This is a genomic window from Burkholderia glumae LMG 2196 = ATCC 33617, from assembly GCF_000960995.1.
Taxonomy (GTDB): Bacteria; Pseudomonadota; Gammaproteobacteria; order Burkholderiales; family Burkholderiaceae; genus Burkholderia; species Burkholderia glumae.
In genome coordinates this window covers 699865-718771 of the sequence record NZ_CP009434.1, presented here as the reverse complement: position 1 = coordinate 718771, position 18907 = coordinate 699865, and the positions used below count along the sequence as shown (strand labels likewise).

The 18907-nt window shown below is 69.4% G+C and carries 18 protein-coding genes; 11 read left to right on the top strand and 7 right to left on the bottom strand.

Annotation, left to right across the window (positions count from 1 at the left end; all coding sequences use genetic code 11):
* Positions 1-5 precede the first annotated feature (5 nt).
* The 11 genes from KS03_RS04355 (at position 6) to KS03_RS04305 (ending at position 13084) form a co-directional block, all read left to right on the top strand.
* Positions 6-2195 carry a phosphocholine-specific phospholipase C gene (locus KS03_RS04355; RefSeq protein ID WP_015878003.1) on the top strand — a complete coding sequence of 730 codons (2190 nt, stop codon included), beginning with the start codon at positions 6-8 and terminating at the stop codon, positions 2193-2195.
* A gap of 316 nt (positions 2196-2511) precedes the next feature.
* A complete protein-coding gene (locus KS03_RS04350) occupies positions 2512-3663 on the top strand; it encodes an acyl-CoA dehydrogenase family protein (protein WP_015878004.1) in 1152 nt (383 codons plus the stop codon).
* A 36-nt stretch (positions 3664-3699) separates the two neighbouring features.
* Entirely contained in the window at positions 3700-4104 is a 405-nt protein-coding gene (locus KS03_RS04345; protein ID WP_015878005.1) for a thioesterase family protein, read from the top strand.
* Positions 4105-4127: 23 nt separating this feature from the next.
* On the top strand, positions 4128-5117 hold the full coding sequence (locus tag KS03_RS04340; protein WP_015878006.1) for an NAD(P)H-dependent flavin oxidoreductase: 990 nt from the start codon (positions 4128-4130) through the stop codon (positions 5115-5117).
* Positions 5118-5158: 41 nt separating this feature from the next.
* Entirely contained in the window at positions 5159-6295 is a 1137-nt protein-coding gene (gene pheA, locus KS03_RS04335; RefSeq protein WP_015878007.1) for a prephenate dehydratase, read from the top strand.
* Complete coding sequence (locus KS03_RS04330) at positions 6292-6972, top strand: hypothetical protein (protein WP_017433221.1); 681 nt, start codon at positions 6292-6294, stop codon at positions 6970-6972. Before pheA ends, KS03_RS04330 begins: the two co-directional genes overlap by 4 nt.
* Before the next feature lie 35 nt (positions 6973-7007).
* Positions 7008-7484, top strand: a complete 477-nt coding sequence (locus KS03_RS04325) for a shikimate kinase (RefSeq protein ID WP_045678788.1) — start codon at positions 7008-7010, stop codon at positions 7482-7484.
* Positions 7485-7642: 158 nt separating this feature from the next.
* Positions 7643-9091 carry an efflux transporter outer membrane subunit gene (locus KS03_RS04320; RefSeq protein WP_015878009.1) on the top strand — a complete coding sequence of 483 codons (1449 nt, stop codon included), beginning with the start codon at positions 7643-7645 and terminating at the stop codon, positions 9089-9091.
* Positions 9088-10323, top strand: coding sequence for an HlyD/EmrA/EmrK family protein (locus KS03_RS04315; protein WP_015878010.1), 1236 nt, complete (start codon positions 9088-9090; stop codon positions 10321-10323). The genes KS03_RS04320 and KS03_RS04315 overlap by 4 nt, the downstream gene beginning before the upstream one ends.
* A gap of 2 nt (positions 10324-10325) precedes the next feature.
* Positions 10326-11864 carry a DHA2 family efflux MFS transporter permease subunit gene (locus KS03_RS04310; protein WP_015878011.1) on the top strand — a complete coding sequence of 513 codons (1539 nt, stop codon included), beginning with the start codon at positions 10326-10328 and terminating at the stop codon, positions 11862-11864.
* Positions 11865-11887: 23 nt separating this feature from the next.
* Positions 11888-13084 (top strand): arabinose transporter, encoded by a 1197-nt coding sequence (locus tag KS03_RS04305; RefSeq protein ID WP_015878012.1) that lies wholly within the window; start codon positions 11888-11890, stop codon positions 13082-13084.
* Positions 13085-13516: 432 nt separating this feature from the next.
* Here the strand turns inward: KS03_RS04305 and KS03_RS04300 are convergent, their stop codons facing one another.
* Genes KS03_RS04300 through KS03_RS04270 form a run of 7 tightly spaced genes read right to left on the bottom strand, consistent with a single transcriptional unit; the run spans position 13517 to position 18707 of the window.
* Positions 13517-14791: an FAD-dependent monooxygenase gene (locus tag KS03_RS04300; protein ID WP_015878013.1), complete on the bottom strand. Its 1275-nt coding sequence runs from the start codon at positions 14789-14791 to the stop codon at positions 13517-13519.
* On the bottom strand, positions 14788-15105 hold the full coding sequence (locus tag KS03_RS04295) for a DUF1330 domain-containing protein (protein WP_015878014.1): 318 nt from the start codon (positions 15103-15105) through the stop codon (positions 14788-14790). The genes KS03_RS04300 and KS03_RS04295 overlap by 4 nt, the downstream gene beginning before the upstream one ends.
* A gap of 40 nt (positions 15106-15145) precedes the next feature.
* Positions 15146-15433, bottom strand: coding sequence for a DUF1330 domain-containing protein (locus tag KS03_RS04290; RefSeq protein WP_015878015.1), 288 nt, complete (start codon positions 15431-15433; stop codon positions 15146-15148).
* Positions 15430-15792: a non-heme iron oxygenase ferredoxin subunit gene (locus KS03_RS04285; protein WP_015878016.1), complete on the bottom strand. Its 363-nt coding sequence runs from the start codon at positions 15790-15792 to the stop codon at positions 15430-15432. Before KS03_RS04285 ends, KS03_RS04290 begins: the two co-directional genes overlap by 4 nt.
* A 9-nt stretch (positions 15793-15801) precedes the next feature.
* Entirely contained in the window at positions 15802-16335 is a 534-nt protein-coding gene (locus KS03_RS04280; protein ID WP_015878017.1) for an aromatic-ring-hydroxylating dioxygenase subunit beta, read from the bottom strand.
* A complete protein-coding gene (locus tag KS03_RS04275; protein WP_015878018.1) occupies positions 16336-17595 on the bottom strand; it encodes a Rieske 2Fe-2S domain-containing protein in 1260 nt (419 codons plus the stop codon).
* Between the two features lie 11 nt (positions 17596-17606).
* Entirely contained in the window at positions 17607-18707 is a 1101-nt protein-coding gene (locus KS03_RS04270; protein ID WP_015878019.1) for a 3-deoxy-7-phosphoheptulonate synthase, read from the bottom strand.
* Positions 18708-18907: the final 200 nt, after the last annotated feature.

The window sequence follows — 18907 nt, the reverse complement described above, 5'->3', positions numbered from 1 at the left end:
CGACCATGTCTACCTACAATCGACGACGCTTCCTGCAGACCGCCGCCTCGACGGCCGGCGCGGCAGCAGCCCTGACGGTGTTCCCCGATGCCATCCGCAAGGCGCTCGCCATTCCGGCGGCGTCGGGCACGGGCTCGATCCGGGACGTGCAGCACATCGTGGTGCTGATGCAGGAAAACCGCTCGTTCGACCATTACTTCGGCCACCTGCGCGGCGTGCGCGGCTACAACGACCGCTTCCCGATCCCGCTGGCCAGCGGCCGGCCGGTCTGGTTCCAGCCATCCAAGGCCGATCCGGCCACGCCGGTGCTGCCGTTCCGCTACGACGTCAACAAGGTCAGCGAATGCCTGGGCGACCTGGACCACAGCTGGTACCCGACCCACCACGCGATCAACAACGGCCGCATGGACGCCTGGCCGGCCAACAAGTCCGACCTGACGATGGGCTACCACGTGCGCGAGGACATCCCGTTCCATTACGCGCTGGCCGATGCGTTCACGATCTGCGATCACTACTTCTGCTCGATGCCGGGGCCGACCCACCCGAACCGCACCTATCTGATGACCGGCATGGTGGACCCGACCGGCAAGCAGGGCGGCCCGCTGCTGGACAACAACGACGCCATCGACGACGACCTGCCGCCGAAGTGGGATCTGCTGACCTGGACCACCTACCCGGAGCGGCTGCAGGCGGCCGGCATCTCGTGGCAGCTCTACCAGCAGGGCGTAAACGGCAACGACCCGGTGAACGGCAACTACGGCACCAACATGCTGCCGAACTTCGCCAACTTCATCAACGCGCCGGCCGGCTCGGCGCTGCAAACGCGCGGCAACGCCGTGCGCACCCTGGCCGACCTCAAGAACGACGTGCTGGCCAACCAGCTGCCGCAGGTCTGCTGGCTGTGCCCGCCGGCGATCTACTCCGAGCACCCGCGCTATACGCCCGCCTATGGCGCGACCTATATTGCCCAGATCCTCGACGCGCTGACCTCGAACCCGGCGGTGTGGAGCAAAACCGTCTTCTTTCTGATGTACGACGAGAACGACGGCTTCTTCGACCACCTCGCCCCGCCGCAACCGCCCACCCATCGCGGCCAGGGCCTGTCGACCGTGGACGTCAGCGCCGAGATCCACAACGTGGTGAACCCGCGGCGCGGCGGCAGCTACACGGCCGACAACCTGCCCTACGGCATGGGTCCGCGCGTGCCGATGATCGTGATCTCGCCATGGACCAAGGGCGGCTACGTGAACTCGCAGGTCTTCGACCACACCTCGGTGATCCGCTTCATGGAGCAGCGCTTCGGCGTGATGGAGCCCAACATCAGCCCGTGGCGCCGCGCCGTCTCGGGCGACCTGCTGAGCTGCTTCGACTTCGGCACGCCGGACGCGGCCTTCCCGGTACTGCCCGATACCAGCAACTACCAGGCGAAATCCGACGCGTCCTGCCAGAACCCGAAGGCGGCGGTGCCCGCGGTGCCGAGCCCCGCCTCGATCAAGGAGCAGGAAGCCGGCGTGCGTGCCGCGCGCGCCCTGCCCTACGAACTGCACGCCAACGGCCGCGAAGCGATCAAGGAAAACGAATTCCAGATCCACTTCTCGAACACGGGCAAGGTGGGCGCGTGCTTCTACGTGTACTCGACCAACCGCAGCGACGGCCCATGGCGCTACACGGTGGAAGCCGGCAAGTCGATCGCCGACACCTTCAATCTGGCCGGCACGGGTGGCGTCTACAACTTCCTGGTCTATGGCCCGAACGGTTTCGTGCGCCATTTCGTGGGTGCCATCCCGCAGGACCAGAAGACCCGGCACAGGTCGGCCAGGCCGACGGTGGTGGTGGGCTACGACGCCGCCAACGGCAACGTCATGCTGAAGATCAGCAACAAGGGCGGCAAGGCCGTGAAGCTGTCCGTCACGGATAACGCCTACGGGGCGCAGACGCGCCGCTTCTCGATCCCGTCGGAAGGATTCGTCGAGGAAGTCTGGACGCTCAGGCACAGCCACCAATGGTACGACCTGACGGTGTCCGACGGCGCGGCCTTCGCCTGGCGCGCCGCCGGCCACGTGGAGAACGGCAGGAGCAGCTTCAGCGATCCGGCCGCCACGCAGGTGGTGACCGAGCTGTCGAGCTCGATCGTCACCTCGCCCACGGCGATCGCGCTGCAGGACCCGGCCCTGCCGGACATGCCGACGGTCTGAGCGGCCGCGTCCCGCCGCAAGGGGGCTGGGAGGCCGGCGACTCGCGCCTGCCGGCCCCGCACGCGGGCCCGGGCTGTTTGCCGGCCGAATCCGGCGCCATGTGCCGCGCGGCGCGGCACTCCGCGCTCCACTTCCTCATCTCTCGACACCCTCTGCACCCGCGCGGCGCAGTGCGGCCCCACGCAGTCGGCTCGTGCCGGCCGCGAATGCCTTGGCGTGGCGCCCCCACCGCGACGATTGCGAAAACTGACAGTTTCTCCGTCCCGATGTTTTGGATAGATTGGACACACCCCATCCGCATCGCATCAGGGACGCCATGAACTTCGAATTCACGCCCGATCAACACGCTGCTGCCGCGACCTATCGCGCCATCGCGCTGCGTCACGTCGCGTCGTCACCGCGTCGCGGATTCGACTGGGCAAGCTGGCGGGCGCTATCCGAGGCAGGTTTGTGGCGCACGCTGGGCGCCGACCGCGACGCCGGCCCGGACACCGCGTCGAATGGGTTCATCGCCGCGTTCGAGGCGATCGTTGCAACGACGAGATCGATCGGTTTTGCGATGGCGCTCGCGAATCAGGCCACCGTGATCCGCGCCCTGCTGCGCCACGGCACACCGGCTCAGCGCGAGCGCCTGCTGCCGGCGCTGATGGCCGGCGCGGTGGCCGCCACGGCGATCTCGGAGAAAGGCACCGGCACCGAAATCCGCGCCCTGCAGACTCGCGTCACGCCGGACGGCCAGGCGCTGCGGCTGGACGGCCACAAGTACAACATCAGCCACGCCCCCGACGCGGCACTCGTCCTCGTCGCCGCGAGCACCACGCAGGACGGTCGCCCCGGCACGGCGCTGGTTCTTCTCGATCCGCAACGCAGCGGCGTGACACGCAGCGATCCTCAGGACACCCTCGGTGTCGCCGATCTGCCGATCGGCGACATGAACTTCAACGGCGTCGCGCTCGGAACCGACGACTTGCTTTGCAGCCCGAAGGACGGGCTGCCTGTCCTGATGGACATCGCTTCGATGAACCGGGCGCTGTTCGGCCTGCTGTGCGCGGACGTGGTCGGGCCGTTCCTCGACGACGCGCTCGCCTACGTTCGCGAACGCGGCGCGCTCGGCGTGACGCTCGACACGCATCAGCACGTCCAGCGGCGGCTCGTCGACATCCACGTCGGTTCGGAACGCTCGCGCTGGATGGCACTCGCCGCGCTCGACCAGTTGCGAGCCGGCACCCCGTCTGCGCTTGCGAGCTGCTCGGTGGCGAAACTGGGCGGTGCCCGCGACCTGATCCAGGCCGCGTTGCACCTGCTTGCGATCTACGGCAGCGACGGCTATCGCCGCGGCCCGCTCTCGACTTTCGTTGCCGACGCGCTCGCGATGGGAACCGCGGGCGGCACCGAAGAAATGCACGCACGCAACATCTTCAGCCAGTTGCAGCGCCGCGCCAGCGCCGCGCACAAGCAAGCCGCCTGAGCGCTCATTTTCTCTCTCGTCCCGAAGGAGTCTGCCGTGTCCATCCAGCCCGGCCTTTGTGCCCGCGCCACGCATCGCGTCGATACGATCTCGCTTGCCGATCAGTGGGGCGGCGAAGCGCACGCGCTGGCCAGCCCGATCATGATCATCTTCATCGAGCAGACCTGCATGCAGGCAACGGACCACCTGCTCGGCGCCGACCTGATGACGGTCGGCTATCACTTCGAGATCAAGCATCTCGCGCCCACGCCGCCCGACTGGGAGGTCACGGTCGACGCCGAGCTGATCTCGGTGGATGGTCGCATGATGACCTACAAGGTATCGGTTAGCGATGCGGCTGGCGTAGTCGGCGAAGGCACCCATACACGCTGCGCGGTCGGCCGCGACAGTTTTCACGAGCGGCTTGCCGAACGCCGTGACAGCGCGCCGGTCGCACCATGAGCGCCGCGGGAGGAGGCACGCCGATGCGCTCGCTGCCGCTGCAGGGTCTGCGCCTGCCGCTCATCGCGTCACCCATGTTGATCGCCAGCTACCCCGAGATGGTGCTGGCCCAATGCAAGAGCGGGATCGTCGGCGCCTTTCCCGCCCTCAATGCTCGACCGAGCGCGCAGCTCGGCGACTGGATCGATCGAATCGACGAGGCGCTGGCCGCCCATCGCGCCGCCCATCCGGACGCGTGCGTGGGGCCGTATGCCGTCAATCACATCTGCCACCAGAGCAATACGCGGCTCGAGGCCGACCTGCGGATCTGCATCGAGCGGCGCACGCCGATCCTGATCACGAGCCTGCGGGCGCCGTCGCGCGAGATCGTCGATGCCGTGCACGCCTACGGCGGCGTCGTGCTGCATGACGTCACTACCGTACGACACGCCGAGAAAGCGCTCGAAGCCGGCGTCGACGGCCTGATCCTGGTCGCGGCCGGCGCGGGCGGCCATGCCGGCACCCTGTCTCCGTTCGCGCTGGTCTCGGAGGTTCGACGCTTTCACGACGGCTTCGTCGCGCTGTCAGGTGCGATCGCCACGGGCGCGGCGATCGCCGCGGCGCTTGCCCTGGGCGCCGACTGCGCCTATATGGGCACGCGCTTCCTGGCGTCCCACGAAGCCAACGTCGCGCCGCGCTACAAGGACACGATCGTCGCGGCCACCGCCGCCGATATCGTCTACACCGACGCCTTCACCGGCGTACATGGCAACTATCTGCGCCAAAGCATCGAGGCCGCGGGCCTGGACGTCCGCAACCTGCCCCGCGCCGAGCACGCACGCCTCGATTTCTCGCCCGAGTCCGGCGCCAGGCAGTGGCGCGATATCTGGGGCGCCGGCCAGGGTGTCGGTTCGATGGACGCGGTGCTGAGCGTCGAGCAGATCGTCGCCCAACTCGCGGCCGAGTATGCCGTCGCGCTCGAACGCGTTCATGAAGCGTCCGAGCGCATCGGCCGGCCGGCCCTCGCGCGCTGAGCGCACACCGCCCTTCCCTTCGCTACCTTCACGGTCCCGTCATGCCTCTTTCCGACACCGCCTCGCCCGCTCACGACCCGGTCGCCCTGCAGCGCGCGCAGATCGATGCAATCGACCACGAACTGCTCGCGCTGATCGCGCGCCGGATGCAGCACGCCGCCGAGATCGGCCGCGTCAAGGCGTGTGACGGCCGGACCATCCGCCAGCCGGCGAGGGAAACGGAAATCGTCGCGGGGCTGTGCACTCGGCCGCTCGGCTTGCTGCGGGAGCGCCACGTCGCGGCGATCTGGCAAACGCTGTTCCGCGTCAGCCGCGAGGTGCAGCAAGCGCCGTCGATTGCGTTCCTGGGCCCGTCCGGCACCTTCACCGAAACCGCCATGCAGCGCTACTTCGGCGATCCGATCCGCCCCCTCGCATGCGACACGCTCGAGGCGACCTTCGCGGCACTGGCGGCAGCCAAGGTCGAACATGCGGTGGTGCCGATCGAGAATTCGACCGAAGGCACCGTCAGTCGCACGCTGGACCTGCTGGCCGAGGCAAGCGCTCCGATCGTCGGCGAGGTCGTGCTGCCGGTCGCCCACTGTCTGCTGAGCGCATCCGGCACGCTCGACGGCGTCGATTGCGTGCTCGGTCACCAGCAAGCGCTGGCGCAGTGTCGCGCGTGGCTCGACGCGCACGCCCCGCAGTTGCGCCGTGTCCCGGTCGCGAGCAACGCGGCGGCGGCCCGCGAGGCGGCCAGCATGACGGATTGCGCCGCCATCGCCGGCGAACCGGCGGCCGACCGATACGGCTTACGGATCGTGGCGAACGCGATCCAGGACGAGCCCGGCAATCGCACTCGCTTCGTCGTGCTCGGCGGGCCACCGGCCGAGCCGACAGGCCACGACCGCACCAGCCTGATGCTGCAGCTCAACGATAGGATCGGCGCGCTCGCGCGCGTGTTCGACGCGTTGGCTCGGCACCGGATCTCGGTGCTGTGGCTCGATTCGCGTCCCGGCCGCACCGCGGGGTGGGCATACCGCTTCTTCATCGACATTGACGGCCACCAGAACGACACGCACGTCGGCGCCGCCCTGCACGATATCGGCACGATCGCCGCCGACCTGCGAATCTTCGGCTCCTACCCGCGCGCGCCGCTCGCCGGCTGCCGCGCCGCCGCCGAGCCGGGCGCGGCATGAGCGCAGTCGCCACCCGGGCCGCCGTCGCGCGGCGGGTACGGGCCATCTGCGAAGGCCATGACGATCGCCTGCTGGTGCTGCTCGGTGTCGCAACGCCGTCACTGCGCCGCGACAGCGGCGCCTGGCTGCGTGCCTTGCGCGCCGACTACGAGGACGAACTCGAGCTGCTGGTGCGGGTGCAGCACGACGCGACGCCGGAGGCCGGCGACGACGCCCGGGCCGCGCTGCTTCGCCGGCTCGGCAGGCTAGGGCTGCCGACCGCGTCGGTCGTCGCCAGCTGCGCGGCCACCGACGGCCGCTGGTGCAGGCAGGACGGCGCCATCGCGCAGCGCTGGCGGCTGCTGGAAACCGCGCGCGGCGCGGCGCCCGTGGGCGGCATACTGGTGCCCTGGCAGGAGTGCCTCGCGCCGCCCGTGACATCGCGCCGTGTGCTGGCCGATTTCGGCAAGGCATGGGCCGGCATCGGCACGAGCGTCGCCAGGCTGACCGACGCCCTGCTGGCGAACGACCTGCAGTTCGGCGGCATCGCGCTGGACGATCATTTCACGCCAGCGGGCGCCGCGCCGGGCTCGCCCGGCAGGATCACCGAGGTCCTGGATCGCCTCGCCAAGACGGTGCGCCTGCGCCGCATCACGGCGGCGACGCGCCGGACCGATTCGCTGCGGAGCCGGCTGTGAGGGCAGGGCGCCATCCGAGAATCGCCTTGATCGGCATGCCCGGCGCGGGCAAGACGACCGTCGGCGCGGCGCTGGCGGCGGCACTCGGCCGGCCGTTCGCGGATTCGGACCGGGAGCTCGAGCAGCGCTTCGGCGCCCCGCTTTCCACGCTGTTTCCGATGCCGACGTTCCGCGCCCGCGAAGCCGACGTGATCGACGCCCTGTCGCGGCGCGACACGCTGGTACTCGCCACCGGCGGCGGCGCGGTGCTGCGCGACGACACCCGCGCGCGCCTCAAGGCGCGCTGCCACGTGATCTATCTGATCAGCGACATCGACGCGCTGTATCGGCGCACCCGCCGCCATTCGGCGCGCCCGCTCCTGAACGTGCCCGATCCGCGCGCCATGCTGAGCGAGTTGCAGCGGACCCGCGATCCGCTGTATCGGGCCTGCGCGCACCGCCTGCTCGACACGCGCGACGCATCGATCGAAGAAATCGTCGCGGCCGCCCTCACCGAGCCTGCCCATTCCTGACGGCCGCGCGTGCGCTTCCCCGCGCCGCGCCCGGCTTCGCCCCGCCCCGTCCGAAACCCCGGCACTGGCATTTCTGCCAGTTGCTGCTTGTTCAAGAATATCTAAAGATATATTTTTAGATAGGTTGCATTCGCCAATCGGACTCGTGGAAACCGATCATGTCCAAGTTCCTTGCTTCGATTCGAATATGGGGTCCGGTTGTTTCAGCGACCGTCGCGGCGGCCGTCATGGCCGGTTGCGCGCCGTTCGGCCAGCAGCCGGCGCGGCAGGCGATCACCCCGCTGGCGCAGTTCGATCCGGGCCTCGCGCTGCGCTCGGCCAGGGGCCGGGCCGACGTGGACGCGCACTGGTGGCGCGCGTTCGGCGACCCGCAGCTCGACCGCGTGCTGGCCGACGCGCTGGCCGACGCGCCGTCGTTGAAGGCGCAGCGCGCCCGCGTGGACGAAGCGCTCGCGCAAGCCGACGTCAGCGCGGCGGCTTCGCTGCCGCGGCTCGGCGCCTCGGCCAGCGCACTGCCGCAGCGGCTGCCGCGCAGCTACAACGTGCCGCCGCCCGCCGCCGGCCACTGGCAAGTCAACGCGCAAGCGCTGCTGAATGCGTCGTTCGATCTCGACGTTGCCGGGCGCCTGCGCGCCCTGACCCGCGCCGCCACACTGCGCGCCGACCAGCAGCAGGCGCTCGAACGCGCGGCCACCGTGTCGTTGCAGGCCGCGCTGGTCGAAACCTATCTGCAGCTCGCGCTCGAGCTGCAACTGCTGGAGATTGCGCAGGATACGCTGCGGCAGCAGGACTATCTGCTGCGCCTCACCCGCCAGCGCGCCGCCGCGGGACTCGACATGCCGGCAGCGGTCGCGCGTGCCGGCGAGCCGCTGCCGCTCGCCGCGGCCGAGGTCGAGCGGCAGCACGCGGCCGTCGCCCTGCTGCGCCACCGGCTCGCCGCGCTCGTCGGACGCGGGCCCGGCTATGCGGATACGCTCACCCCAGCGCCGGGCGTGCTGCGCGCGCTGGCGCCCTTGCCCGCGACGCTGCCGGCCGCGCTCGTCGGCCGCCGGCCCGACATCCTGGCGGCCCGCTACCGGGTCGAGGCCGAGTCGGCCGGCATCGATGCCGCCCGCGCGTCGTTCTACCCGGACATCAACCTGCTGGCGTTTGCCGGCGTGCAGAGCTTTGGCTTTCGCGCGCTGCTTCACGGCAGCAGCGGAGCGTTCGGCGCAGGCCCCGCCATCACGCTGCCGATCTTCGAAGGCGGCCGGCTGCGTGCCGGCCTGCGCGCGCAGACCGACGCCTACAACGCCGCCGTCGCCGACTACGACGACACCGTGGTCCATGCACTCGCGCAAGTCAGCGACTCGCTCGTCCAGCTCGACTCGCTGGCCCGGCAGCGCGACCTGACTGTCGAGGCACTGGCGCGCGCGCAGTCGACCTACGAGATCGAAACACGGCGATACCAAAAAGGCATTTCCGGCTACCTGGACGTGCTGCTGGCTGAAACGCGGCTGCTCGAAGACCGCCGATCGGTCGCTCGCGCCGACACCTCACTTGCCGTCGAACACGTCCGGCTGATCGCCGCGCTCGGTGGCGCAACCAACCCAGGAGCCCAGCCATGAACCGCACCGACAATCCGCAGGCTGCCGCGGGCGCGGCCGCACCCCCGCCCGCCGAACCCGCGCTGCCCGACAGGCGCCGCCGCTACTTCCGCTGGTTCTTCATCGCGCTCGCCCTGGCCGCGCTGGCCGGCGGCTACTGGTGGATCGCCTCGCGCGACACCGAGACGACCGACGACGCCTACGTGACGGGGGACGTGGTACAGGTATCGCCGCAGGTCGCCGGCACGGTCGACGCGATCATGGTGCAGAACGCCGAATGGGTGCGTGCCGGCGATCCGCTGTTCCGCATCGATCCGACCGATGCGAGGCTCGCGCTCGACGACGCCGTCGCACAGCTCGCCCGCGCGGTGCGCGAGTACCGCACCGCGCGGGCCGACACCGCCCGCGAGGCAGCACAGATCCTGCTGCGCAAGGCCGAACTGTCGAAGGCGTCCGACGACCTGCAGCGACGGCTCGGCCTGGCGCAGGACGGCGGCGTATCGCGCGAGGACCTCCGCCACGCGCGCGACGCCATGGACAGCGCGTCCGCCGCGCTCGACGCGCAACAGGCCGCATACGACGCATCGCGCGCCCGCATCGACGGCACCTCGATCGACTCGAATCCGCTGGTGCGCGCCGCAGCCGCGCGCGTGCGCAGTGCGGCCCTCGCGCTGCGCCGCACCGAGATTCGCGCGCCGCTGGCGGGTCTCGTGACACGCCGTGCCGTGCAGGTCGGGCAGCACGTCGCGCCCGGCACGCCGGCCATGGCGCTGGTGCCGCTCGAGCATGTGTGGGTCGAGGCCAATTTCAAGGAATCGCAGTTGCGCGGCATGCACGCCGGGCAGGCCGTGACGCTGCGCTCCGACCTGTATGGCGCGAGCGTCGTGTTCCACGGCCGCATCGAAGGCGTCGAGGCCGGCACGGGTTCGGCGTTTGCCTCGGTGCCCGCGCAGAACGCGACCGGCAACTGGATCAAGGTGGTGCAACGCGTACCGGTGCGAATCGCGCTCGACCCCGGCGAACTGCGCGCGCATCCGCTGCGCATCGGGCTGTCGATGAACGCATCGGTCGCGCTCGGCGACGGCGCGCCCGGCACCGCGTCGGCCTCCATGCAGACCACCTCGGCCGCTGCTCGGCGCCCGGTCGACGCGACCTCGATCTTCGACGACGATGCCTCGTCCGGCGATGCGCTCGTCATCGACACGATTCGCGCGAACGACGGTGCGGCCGCCGCGCGCGCGCCGGGAGCCTGACGATGGCGCACGTCACTCGGGGGGCGGCGCCGAAACTGCCGCTGGGGCCGATGCAAGGCCCGGCTCTCGTGCTCGTCGCGATCGCGATCAGCGTCGCCAACTTCATGCAGACGCTCGATCTGACCATCGCCAACGTCGCGGTACCGACCATCGCCGGCGATCTGGGCGTCGCGCCCGACATGGGCACCTGGATGCTGACCTCGTTCGCGACGCCGCTCGCCATCACGCTGCCGCTGACCGGCTGGCTCGCCCAGCGCTTCGGCCAGGTGCGGCTGTTCCGGGTGTCGGTCATGCTGTTCGTGCTGACCTCGATCCTGTGCGGCCTCGCACCGAATTTCGAATCGCTGCTGCTGTTCCGCGCGCTGCAGGGCGCGGCGTCGGGGCCGATCACCGCACTCTCGCAAGCACTGCTGATCGCCGTGTTTCCGGCCACGCGCCGCAACGTTGCATTGTCGGTCTGGCAGACCACCACGTTCGTCGCGCCCGTGCTCGGCCCCATCATCGGCGGCTGGATCACCGACAATCTCAGCTGGCCTTACATCTTCTACGTCAACGTGCCGACCGGCGTGCTGGTCCTGCTCGTCCTGACCCGCTTCCTCGGTCAGCGCGACAACCCGACCCGCCACCTTCCCGTCGATGTCGTCGGGCTGCTGCTGCTCGCCGCCGCATTCGGCTCGCTGCAGCTGATGCTCGACCGCGGCGAGAACCTCGACTGGTTTGCGGCGCTCGAGATTCGGGTGCTCGCCGTGATCTGCGTCGTGTCGTTCGTCGCGCTGGTGCTCTGGGAACTCACCGATGCGCATCCGATCGTCGATCTGCGGCTGTTCGCGGATCGCGGATTCACCACCGGAACGATCGCCGTGACGGTCGGCTTCGGCGTCTACTACGGCGCGCTCGTTCTCGTGCCGCTCTGGCTGCAGACCGAGCAGGGCTACACGGCGACCTGGGCCGGCATCGCGACCGCCCCGCTCGGCATCGCGGGCATCGTGATCGCGCCGCTGATCGGACGCATCCAGGGGCGCAGCGACCCGCGCCACCTCGCGACCGTGGCGCTGGTCGGCTGGGGCGCGGCATCATTCTGGCGCATGGGCTTCAATACCGACGTGACGCTCGGCGACATCGCGGCCAACTCGCTGCTGATGGGCGCGGCAACGGCCTTTTTCATCACGCCGCTCGTGTCGCTGTCGATCGCCGGGCTGCCGCGAGAAAGACTGCCGGCAGCCTCCGGCCTGCAGAACGCGCTGCGCCGGATCGGCACGAGCGTCGCCACCTCGCTCGCGCCGACCTATTTCGAACGGCGCTCGCGCATTCACCACACCTACCTCGTCGATCGCATCACGCCCTACGATCCGGCCGCCGGCGACTGGCTCGCCCGGCTGGAACATGCCGGCATGTCGCCCGCCGGCGCGCTCGCCTCGGTCAGCCGCTCGCTCGACACGCAAGCCCACATGCTGGCGCTCAACGATTTCTCGTTCGCTTGCCTGCTGTTGTTCGGCGCGACCCTGTTGACCGTCTGGTCCATCCGCTACCGGCGTCCGTGACGCCGATCACCCGGTACCTTCCGATGAGCACCGACCTCCAGGATCTCGCCACGCCTCACGCCGCCGCGGCGCGCACGGCCCGGTTGATCTGCTTTGGCGTCTTTCTCGGCGCACTGACCTTCGGCCTGCTGCTACCCGTCGTGCCGCTGTACGTCCACGACACGCTCGGCTTCGGCACACTCGTCGTGGGCGCGGCAGTCGGCGCGCAGTTCCTCGCCACCGTCCTCACGCGAAGCATCGCGGGCCGCCGCGCCGATCACCATGGCGCAAAGCCGACGATGTGCGCGGGGCTCGTGTCGTGCGCCATCGCAGGCGGCGTCTATGTCGCGAGCGCCGCAGCGCCGGCCGGCCCGGGCACGCGCCTCGCGCTGCTGGTTGCGGCGCGGCTGCTGTCCGGATTCGGCGAAAGCCAGCTCGCCACCGGCGCGCTCGCGTGGGGCATCGGCACGCTCGGCGCGAACCGCGCGGGCCGCGTGCTTTCATGGACCGGCATGGCCCTTTACGGCGCGATCGCGATCGGCGCGCCATGCGGCATGGCGCTCGCGCGTGCCGGCGGGCTGACGGTCGTGGCCGCTGCCACGATCGCACTGCCCTGCTTGGCACTCGCGGTCGTCGCGACGCTACCTGGCGTCGCGACGCAGCAGGGCCGGCGGGTGCCGCTGGCTCGCGTGCTGCGCCTCATCGCGCCGCCCGGCTGCAGCCTCGCGCTGCAGGGGGTAGGCTTCGCGGCGATCGGCGCGTTCGTGACCCTGCTGTTCCAAGCGCGTCGCTGGGACGGCGCGGGCCTCGCCCTCAGCTGCTTCGGCGGCGCCTTCGTGCTGGTCCGTGTCCTGTTCGGCCATCTGCCCGATCGGTTCGGCGGTTATCCCGTCGCGCTCGCTGCGCTCTTGGTCGAGGCGATCGGCCAGCTTCTGCTCTGGGCCGCCCCGGTATCCGGCCTCGCGCTCGTCGGCGCCGCCGTGTCCGGCCTCGGCTCCTCGCTGGTGTTTCCCGCGCTCGGCGTCGCCACCCTGCGGCACGTGCCGGCGCAGGCGCGCGGCACCGCCCTCGGTGGCTTCACGGCGTTCCAGGACGTCGCCTATGCGTGCACCGGCCCGCTCGCGGGCTGGGTCGTCGCGCGCACCGATTACCCGTCCGCCTTCGCCATCGGCGCCGGCGCCGCGTTCGCCGGGGTCCTGCTGACAGCGTGGCTGATGCATGCCGATCGGTCGCCGAGGTGAGTTGCGCCGGGCGCCCGCTGCCGGACCGGCCGTCCATGTGTCCGTGGCCGGCACCCTGGTGGCGCAGTCGGGCAGTCCTGCCCGGCTCGGCAAGGCGTACCGATCGCGGCAAGCCGAACCCTCGGCGCAACCGCCTTCCCGGTCGAGGTTCCCGGTCGCGGCACTCCGGCGCTCGACGCCGGCATCTCGATGTTCGACTGCGCGAACGCCGGCTCGGCCGGCCTCGCCGCAGCGCTGCTCGGCGAGGCGCCCGCCGGCAGGCCCGGGCGCGCCATCATCGGTGCCCGACATGCCGAGCGGCGCGAAGACGCGCAAGCCGCCAGTCGGGCATCGACACCCGAACGGGCCGGGCGACTCGACGCTGCCGGCGCGATGCCACCTCCTTACCGATACCGGCATCAACGCCGCGTCGAGCCCCCGTGTGGCGCCGGTCTAGTATGTGACCGGCGCGTGCGGGCTCGGCGGCGAGGGATGCGACGCCACCGCGCGCCGCGCTGCGGCCTGCCTGCGCGCGGCGAGCGGCGACGGGCCGACCAGCCAGTCCAGTTCAACGGGTAACGAGGGCAGCGCGGCCGACGCGTGCGCGGTCAGCGCATCGTAGCCGAACACCCAGTCCGGCTCGGTCGGCCCCCGCATGAAGGTATTGGCGGCGGAAACGCGATGCACGTCGCCGAGTCGGGCGACACGGCACTGCGCATAGGTCGCGAACGCGCTCGCCGCGCTCGACGCGCCGATGAGCGAGCGCAGCAGGACCGTCGCGTCCTCGAGCGCCATGGCCGCGCCCTGCGACATGAACGGGCGCATCGGATGACAGGCGTCGCCGATCAGCACGACGCGCTCGTTGCCGAACTCGAACTGCGGCGAACGTTCGAACAACGCCCATTTCATCACCGACTCGCGTGGCGCGCGCGCCAGCATATGGCGCACCGCCGGATGAAAATCGGCGAAGATCGCCTGCATCTCGTCGACGTCGCCCGCCATTGACGAGGCTTGCGTGGGCCACTCGGCCTGCGGCGTCATGGCGGCGAAATAGAACTCGCGCCGCGCGCGATCGAGCCAGTACGACAGCACGAACTTCCGGTCGCCCCACCACTTGGTGAGATCCTCGACCGCCAGCTCGCCGAGCAGCGCGCGTGGATAGGCGCCGCGAAACGCCACCTGTCCGGAGAACTCGGGCGCCTCGAAACCGCGCAGCGCCTCACGCACGCGCGAGCGCAGGCCGTCGGCGCCGATCACCAGATCGGCGAGGTCGCTCGACCCGTCCTCGAACGTCAGCCTGATCGCCTCGCCCGCCGTGTCGAGCCCGGCGAGACGCTTGCCCCAGGCGATCGTCCCGGGGGCGACCGCCGACAGCAGCGCGGCATGCAGGTCGCCGCGTTTGAGCGTCAGGAACGTGGCGCCAAAGCGGCGAATCGCGCTCTCGCCGAGCGGCAGCCGATACAGCAATGCGCCGTCGGCCGCCTGCCGATTGACGAACGCGTCGGGCTCCTGGGCCGCCCACAGTGCCTGGCGATGCACGCCGAGCAGCCGCAACACCCGCATCAGGTTCGGGCTCAGATGAATGCCGGCCCCCACTCGCGCAAAGGCCGGCGCCTGCTCGAACAGGCACACGGCATAGCCGATCCGTTGCAGCATCGCGCCAAGCGCGCACCCGCCGATACCCGCGCCGACGATCGCGACGCGTGTCGCCGAAGTGGTCCTGCTCATCCCCGCTCTCCCGCCGCGGCCACCTGCGCCGCGCCCTGCACGATGATGCCCGTGGTGCGGGCGGTGCGCTCGCGAATGTCCCGCGCACGACGATAAGCATCGGACTCGTACCACGCCTTCGCGCGGTCGATCGAATCGAATTCGAGCACCACGATGCGGCGGGGCGACCAGCCGCCCTCCAGCGTCGCGGCCTCGCCGCCTCGCACCAGGAAGCGCCCGCCGAACTGCGCGACGGTCGGCGCGCCGATCTCCCGGTACTGCTCGTAGCCGCTTGCGTCGTGAACGTCGATGTCAAACACGATATATGCCGTCATGTCTTCTCTCCACTGGGTCCGGCAGGGCCGAGGCTCGGCCTCACAGGCTCGCGAGCGCGATACTGTGGGTATCGGCTGCCTCGAGCCGCAGCTGCCTTGCGCGCTGATACGCCTCCGAGCCGTGCCAGCGGCGCGCCGCGTCGAGGTCGTCGAATTCCAGCACGACCACGCGCCGCGGCGCCCACTGCCCCTCTAGCACGACCACCTCGTCGCTGCGCGCGAGCACGCGGCCGCCGTGCGCCGCGATCGTCGGCACGCCAAGCTTTCGGTACTCGGCAAATCGTGCCTCGTCGTAGACGTCGACATCCACCACCACATAGGCACTCATGCGTGCTCTCCCGTCGATGCGCCGGGGCCGTCATTGTCGAGCCCGGCGTCGAAGCGGACGAACACCCGGCCCGACTCGATCCTCACCGGGAACGTCTTCACGCAAGCGGTGACCGGCGCGCACAGCGCGGCCCCGGTGCGCACGCTGAAACGCCCCTGATGCAGGGGGCACTCGACTTCATCGTCGAGCAGAAAACCGTCGCTCAGGCGCGCCTCCCCATGCGTGCACTGGTTGTCGGTCGCGAAGATCTCGTCGTCGATCGCGAACAACGCGATATCGCGCCCGCCGACGATCACGCCCGTCAGCCCCTGCTCACGCACCGCGGCCGTCTCGGCCGCATAGGTCCATTCCGTCGTCACGCTGCCTCCTCAGATCGGATAGATGATCGAATTCGGCACCATCTCGCTGTCGTACACGCAGATGCGCGACTCGAAGCGCAGCCCGTGCGGGGTGCGCCGTATCCGGTCCAGATAGCGGCCGGTGTTGTACACGTCGCTCATCTGCTCGCACTTGGTGCGCAGCACCGCGTAGTTCGTCTCGGTCTCGATGACCGATTCGTCGAGATGCGTGATGAGCGGCATGCCGATCAGGTGGCGCTGGTAGTACGGGTCGTAGAACAAGGTCTCCTTGATGCCGTAGACGCGATCTTTCAGCATCCCCTTGCTCTCGAATGCGAGCAGCGCGAGCGGAAAGTCACGCTCATGGTTCTCGCGCGGCAGCACCTGATAGGTGCAATCGTCCTCGAAAAATTCCGGCCAGGCATCCCAGTCGCCGCTGTCCAGGACGGACGCGTAGCGCACGTTCAGCTCCACGATGCCGTAGAAGTCGGCGAAGCTCGCCGCCACCGCTGCGGTGCCGCGCCTCGCGACCCGCGCGTCGGCCAATACGGATGAAATCGTCATTCATGCCTCCATCACGTGGCGCCAGTACTGGTACATGCCGCGCACGAGCGTTTCGCTGACCATATGGTCGGTGCGCTCGTCGACCTGGCGGCCGCCGAGCTCGTTGTACACGTTGCCGTGCCGGATCTGCTCGAAGCTCTGCTGCACGCATTCGATCACCTCGCCGTCGTCCGCGGAGACGAAGCCGGCAGGACCGAACAGGTTTGCCTGGCGCAGCCGCCGGCGCGTCATGTCATCGTCGTCGGTCTCGAAGCCGAAATGCGTCCATACGTAATCGAACACGCCCGGGCTGACCGGGCGGATGCGCCGCGTCGACAGCGCATTCACCTGCTGCTGGATAATCACGCTCGGCATCAGGGTCAGCATCACGACGGTCGGCTCCCCCCACCACGGCTCGTGCACGACGTCGAGGAAGCGGTCGTCGTTCAGCGTCATGCGCTCCTTGAAGCTCGTCACGTTGTGCGTGACCTCGCCTCCGCCCCCGCCGCTGCGGATCGAGATCATCGCGCCGTGGCGGTGATGCGCGTCGGTGACGAGCTGGGCCGGGTTGTCCGCGCGCCACAGCCCGAAGTTGACGAACCAGGTGTGCAGCAGTCCCGCGTGATACGGGTCCTTGATGTTCTCCACCATCAGCTTCCAGTTGCTCGGCACTCGCTGGCGCGTGTAGCCGAGCACGGTCAGCTTCGGCCCGTGGAACAGGCGGTCGTAATAGCGCAGGATGTCGGGGCCGAGGAAATCCTCGAAGGACTCGACGTCCTGGTCGAACGACGCGAACACCGCACCGCCACGCGTCGACACCCGCAGCCGGCGCAACGCGTGATGCCTGGGATCGAAATCCGGCGGCATGCCGCCGTTGATCTTGCCGCTCTGCCGTACCCCACGGCGAAACGGCACGCCGATCAGATTGCCCTTCAGGTCGTAGTTCCACTGGTGATACGGGCAGTGGAAGTCCTTCGCTTTGCCCGCGCGCTCGCGGCAGAACTGCATGCCGCGATGCGCGCAGGCGTTCTCGAACACGACCACCTCGCCGTCCTCGGTGCGCGTCATCACGACCGACCGCTCGCCGACCTCGGTGCGCTGGAAATCGCCGGGAGACGCCACCTCCGCCTCCAGGCCGATGTAGCACCAGTGTTTCGAATAGAACAAGCGCTCCAGTTCGCGCTGGTAAAGCGCATCGCTCGTATAGGCCTCGAACGGTGTCCGGCTCGCGCCGTCCCCCTTCCAGTCGAGCGCGTGTGCGATATCGATGGGTGAGTTCAAGAAAGCTCCTTTCAGTAAGAAATGGCTTGCACGGCGCCGGCCGGAACGCCGGGTAGCGGAAAGCCGACTCGGGAGTGCCGCCGCGACGCAATCGCGGCGGCAAACAGCTCGATCAGCGCCGCCGTGTCCTCCCAACCGAGACAGGCGTCGGTCACGCTCTGCCCGAAGGTCGGCGCGGCGCCGGGTACGATGTCCTGGCGTCCCTCGACGAGGAACGACTCGATCATCACGCCGGCAATCGCGCGCTGCCCGTTGCGCAGCTGCCCTGCCAGGTTCTCGCATACGCCGATCTGCGCACGGGTCTGCTTGCCGCTGTTGCCGTGGCTCGCATCGATCACGAGGTGCGGCGGCAATTGCGCGTCGCGCAGCGCCGCACAGGCAGCCGTCACGCTGAGGTCGTCATAGTTCGGCGTGCGCCCTCCGCGCAGCACGATGTGCGTATTCGGATTGCCCGGCGTGGACGCGAGCTCGAGGCCGCCTTCGTCGCGCGGCCGTAGATAGCGATGCGCCGCCCGCGCGGTGCGAACCGCATCGATCGCGATCTTCACGTTGCCGTCGGTACCGTTCTTGAAGCCGATCGGCGCCTCGAGACCGGATGCGATCTGCCGGTGTATCTGCGACTCGGTCGTGCGTGCGCCAATCGCGCCCCAGGACACCAGATCGTCGAGGTAAGGCACCGTGAGCGGATCGAGAAACTCGGTCGCGACCGGCATGCCCAGCAGGTTGATGTCGAGCAGCAGGCGGCGCGCAAGACGCAGCCCGTCGTCGACGCGATAGCTGCCGTCGAGCAGCGGATCGTTGATCAATCCCTTCCAGCCCACCGTGGTGCGCGGCTTTTCGAAGTACGTGCGCATCACGATCTCGAGCCTATCGGCGTAACGCGCCCGCAACGGCGCGAGCCGACGCGCGAATTCCAGCGCGGCGACAGTGTCGTGAATCGAGCATGGCCCGACGATCAGCGCGAGGCGATCGTCCCTGCCCGCGAGGATGCCGGCGAGCGCGCGCCGGGTACCGCGTACCACGCTGGTAACGGCGGCGTCGGCATGCAACTCGCCGCGCAGCTGCACCGCCCCGATGACCGGCGCCGAGCCTTTCAGATGAGGCTGCTCCACTTGACTCTCCGAGTTGGATCCGACAATACGAAACTCACGGGAGCCAATTAAAACTTCCCTAAATCAGATTTGATACTGTCATTTATATCAGCCGCCGCCCCGGCCCGCCGATCTGCCAGTTTTTACAGTAGCCGGAATTATTAATTCAATATATTTTCACCTGGAGAAAATGCGCCGCCGGCGCCTCGCACATGGAGATC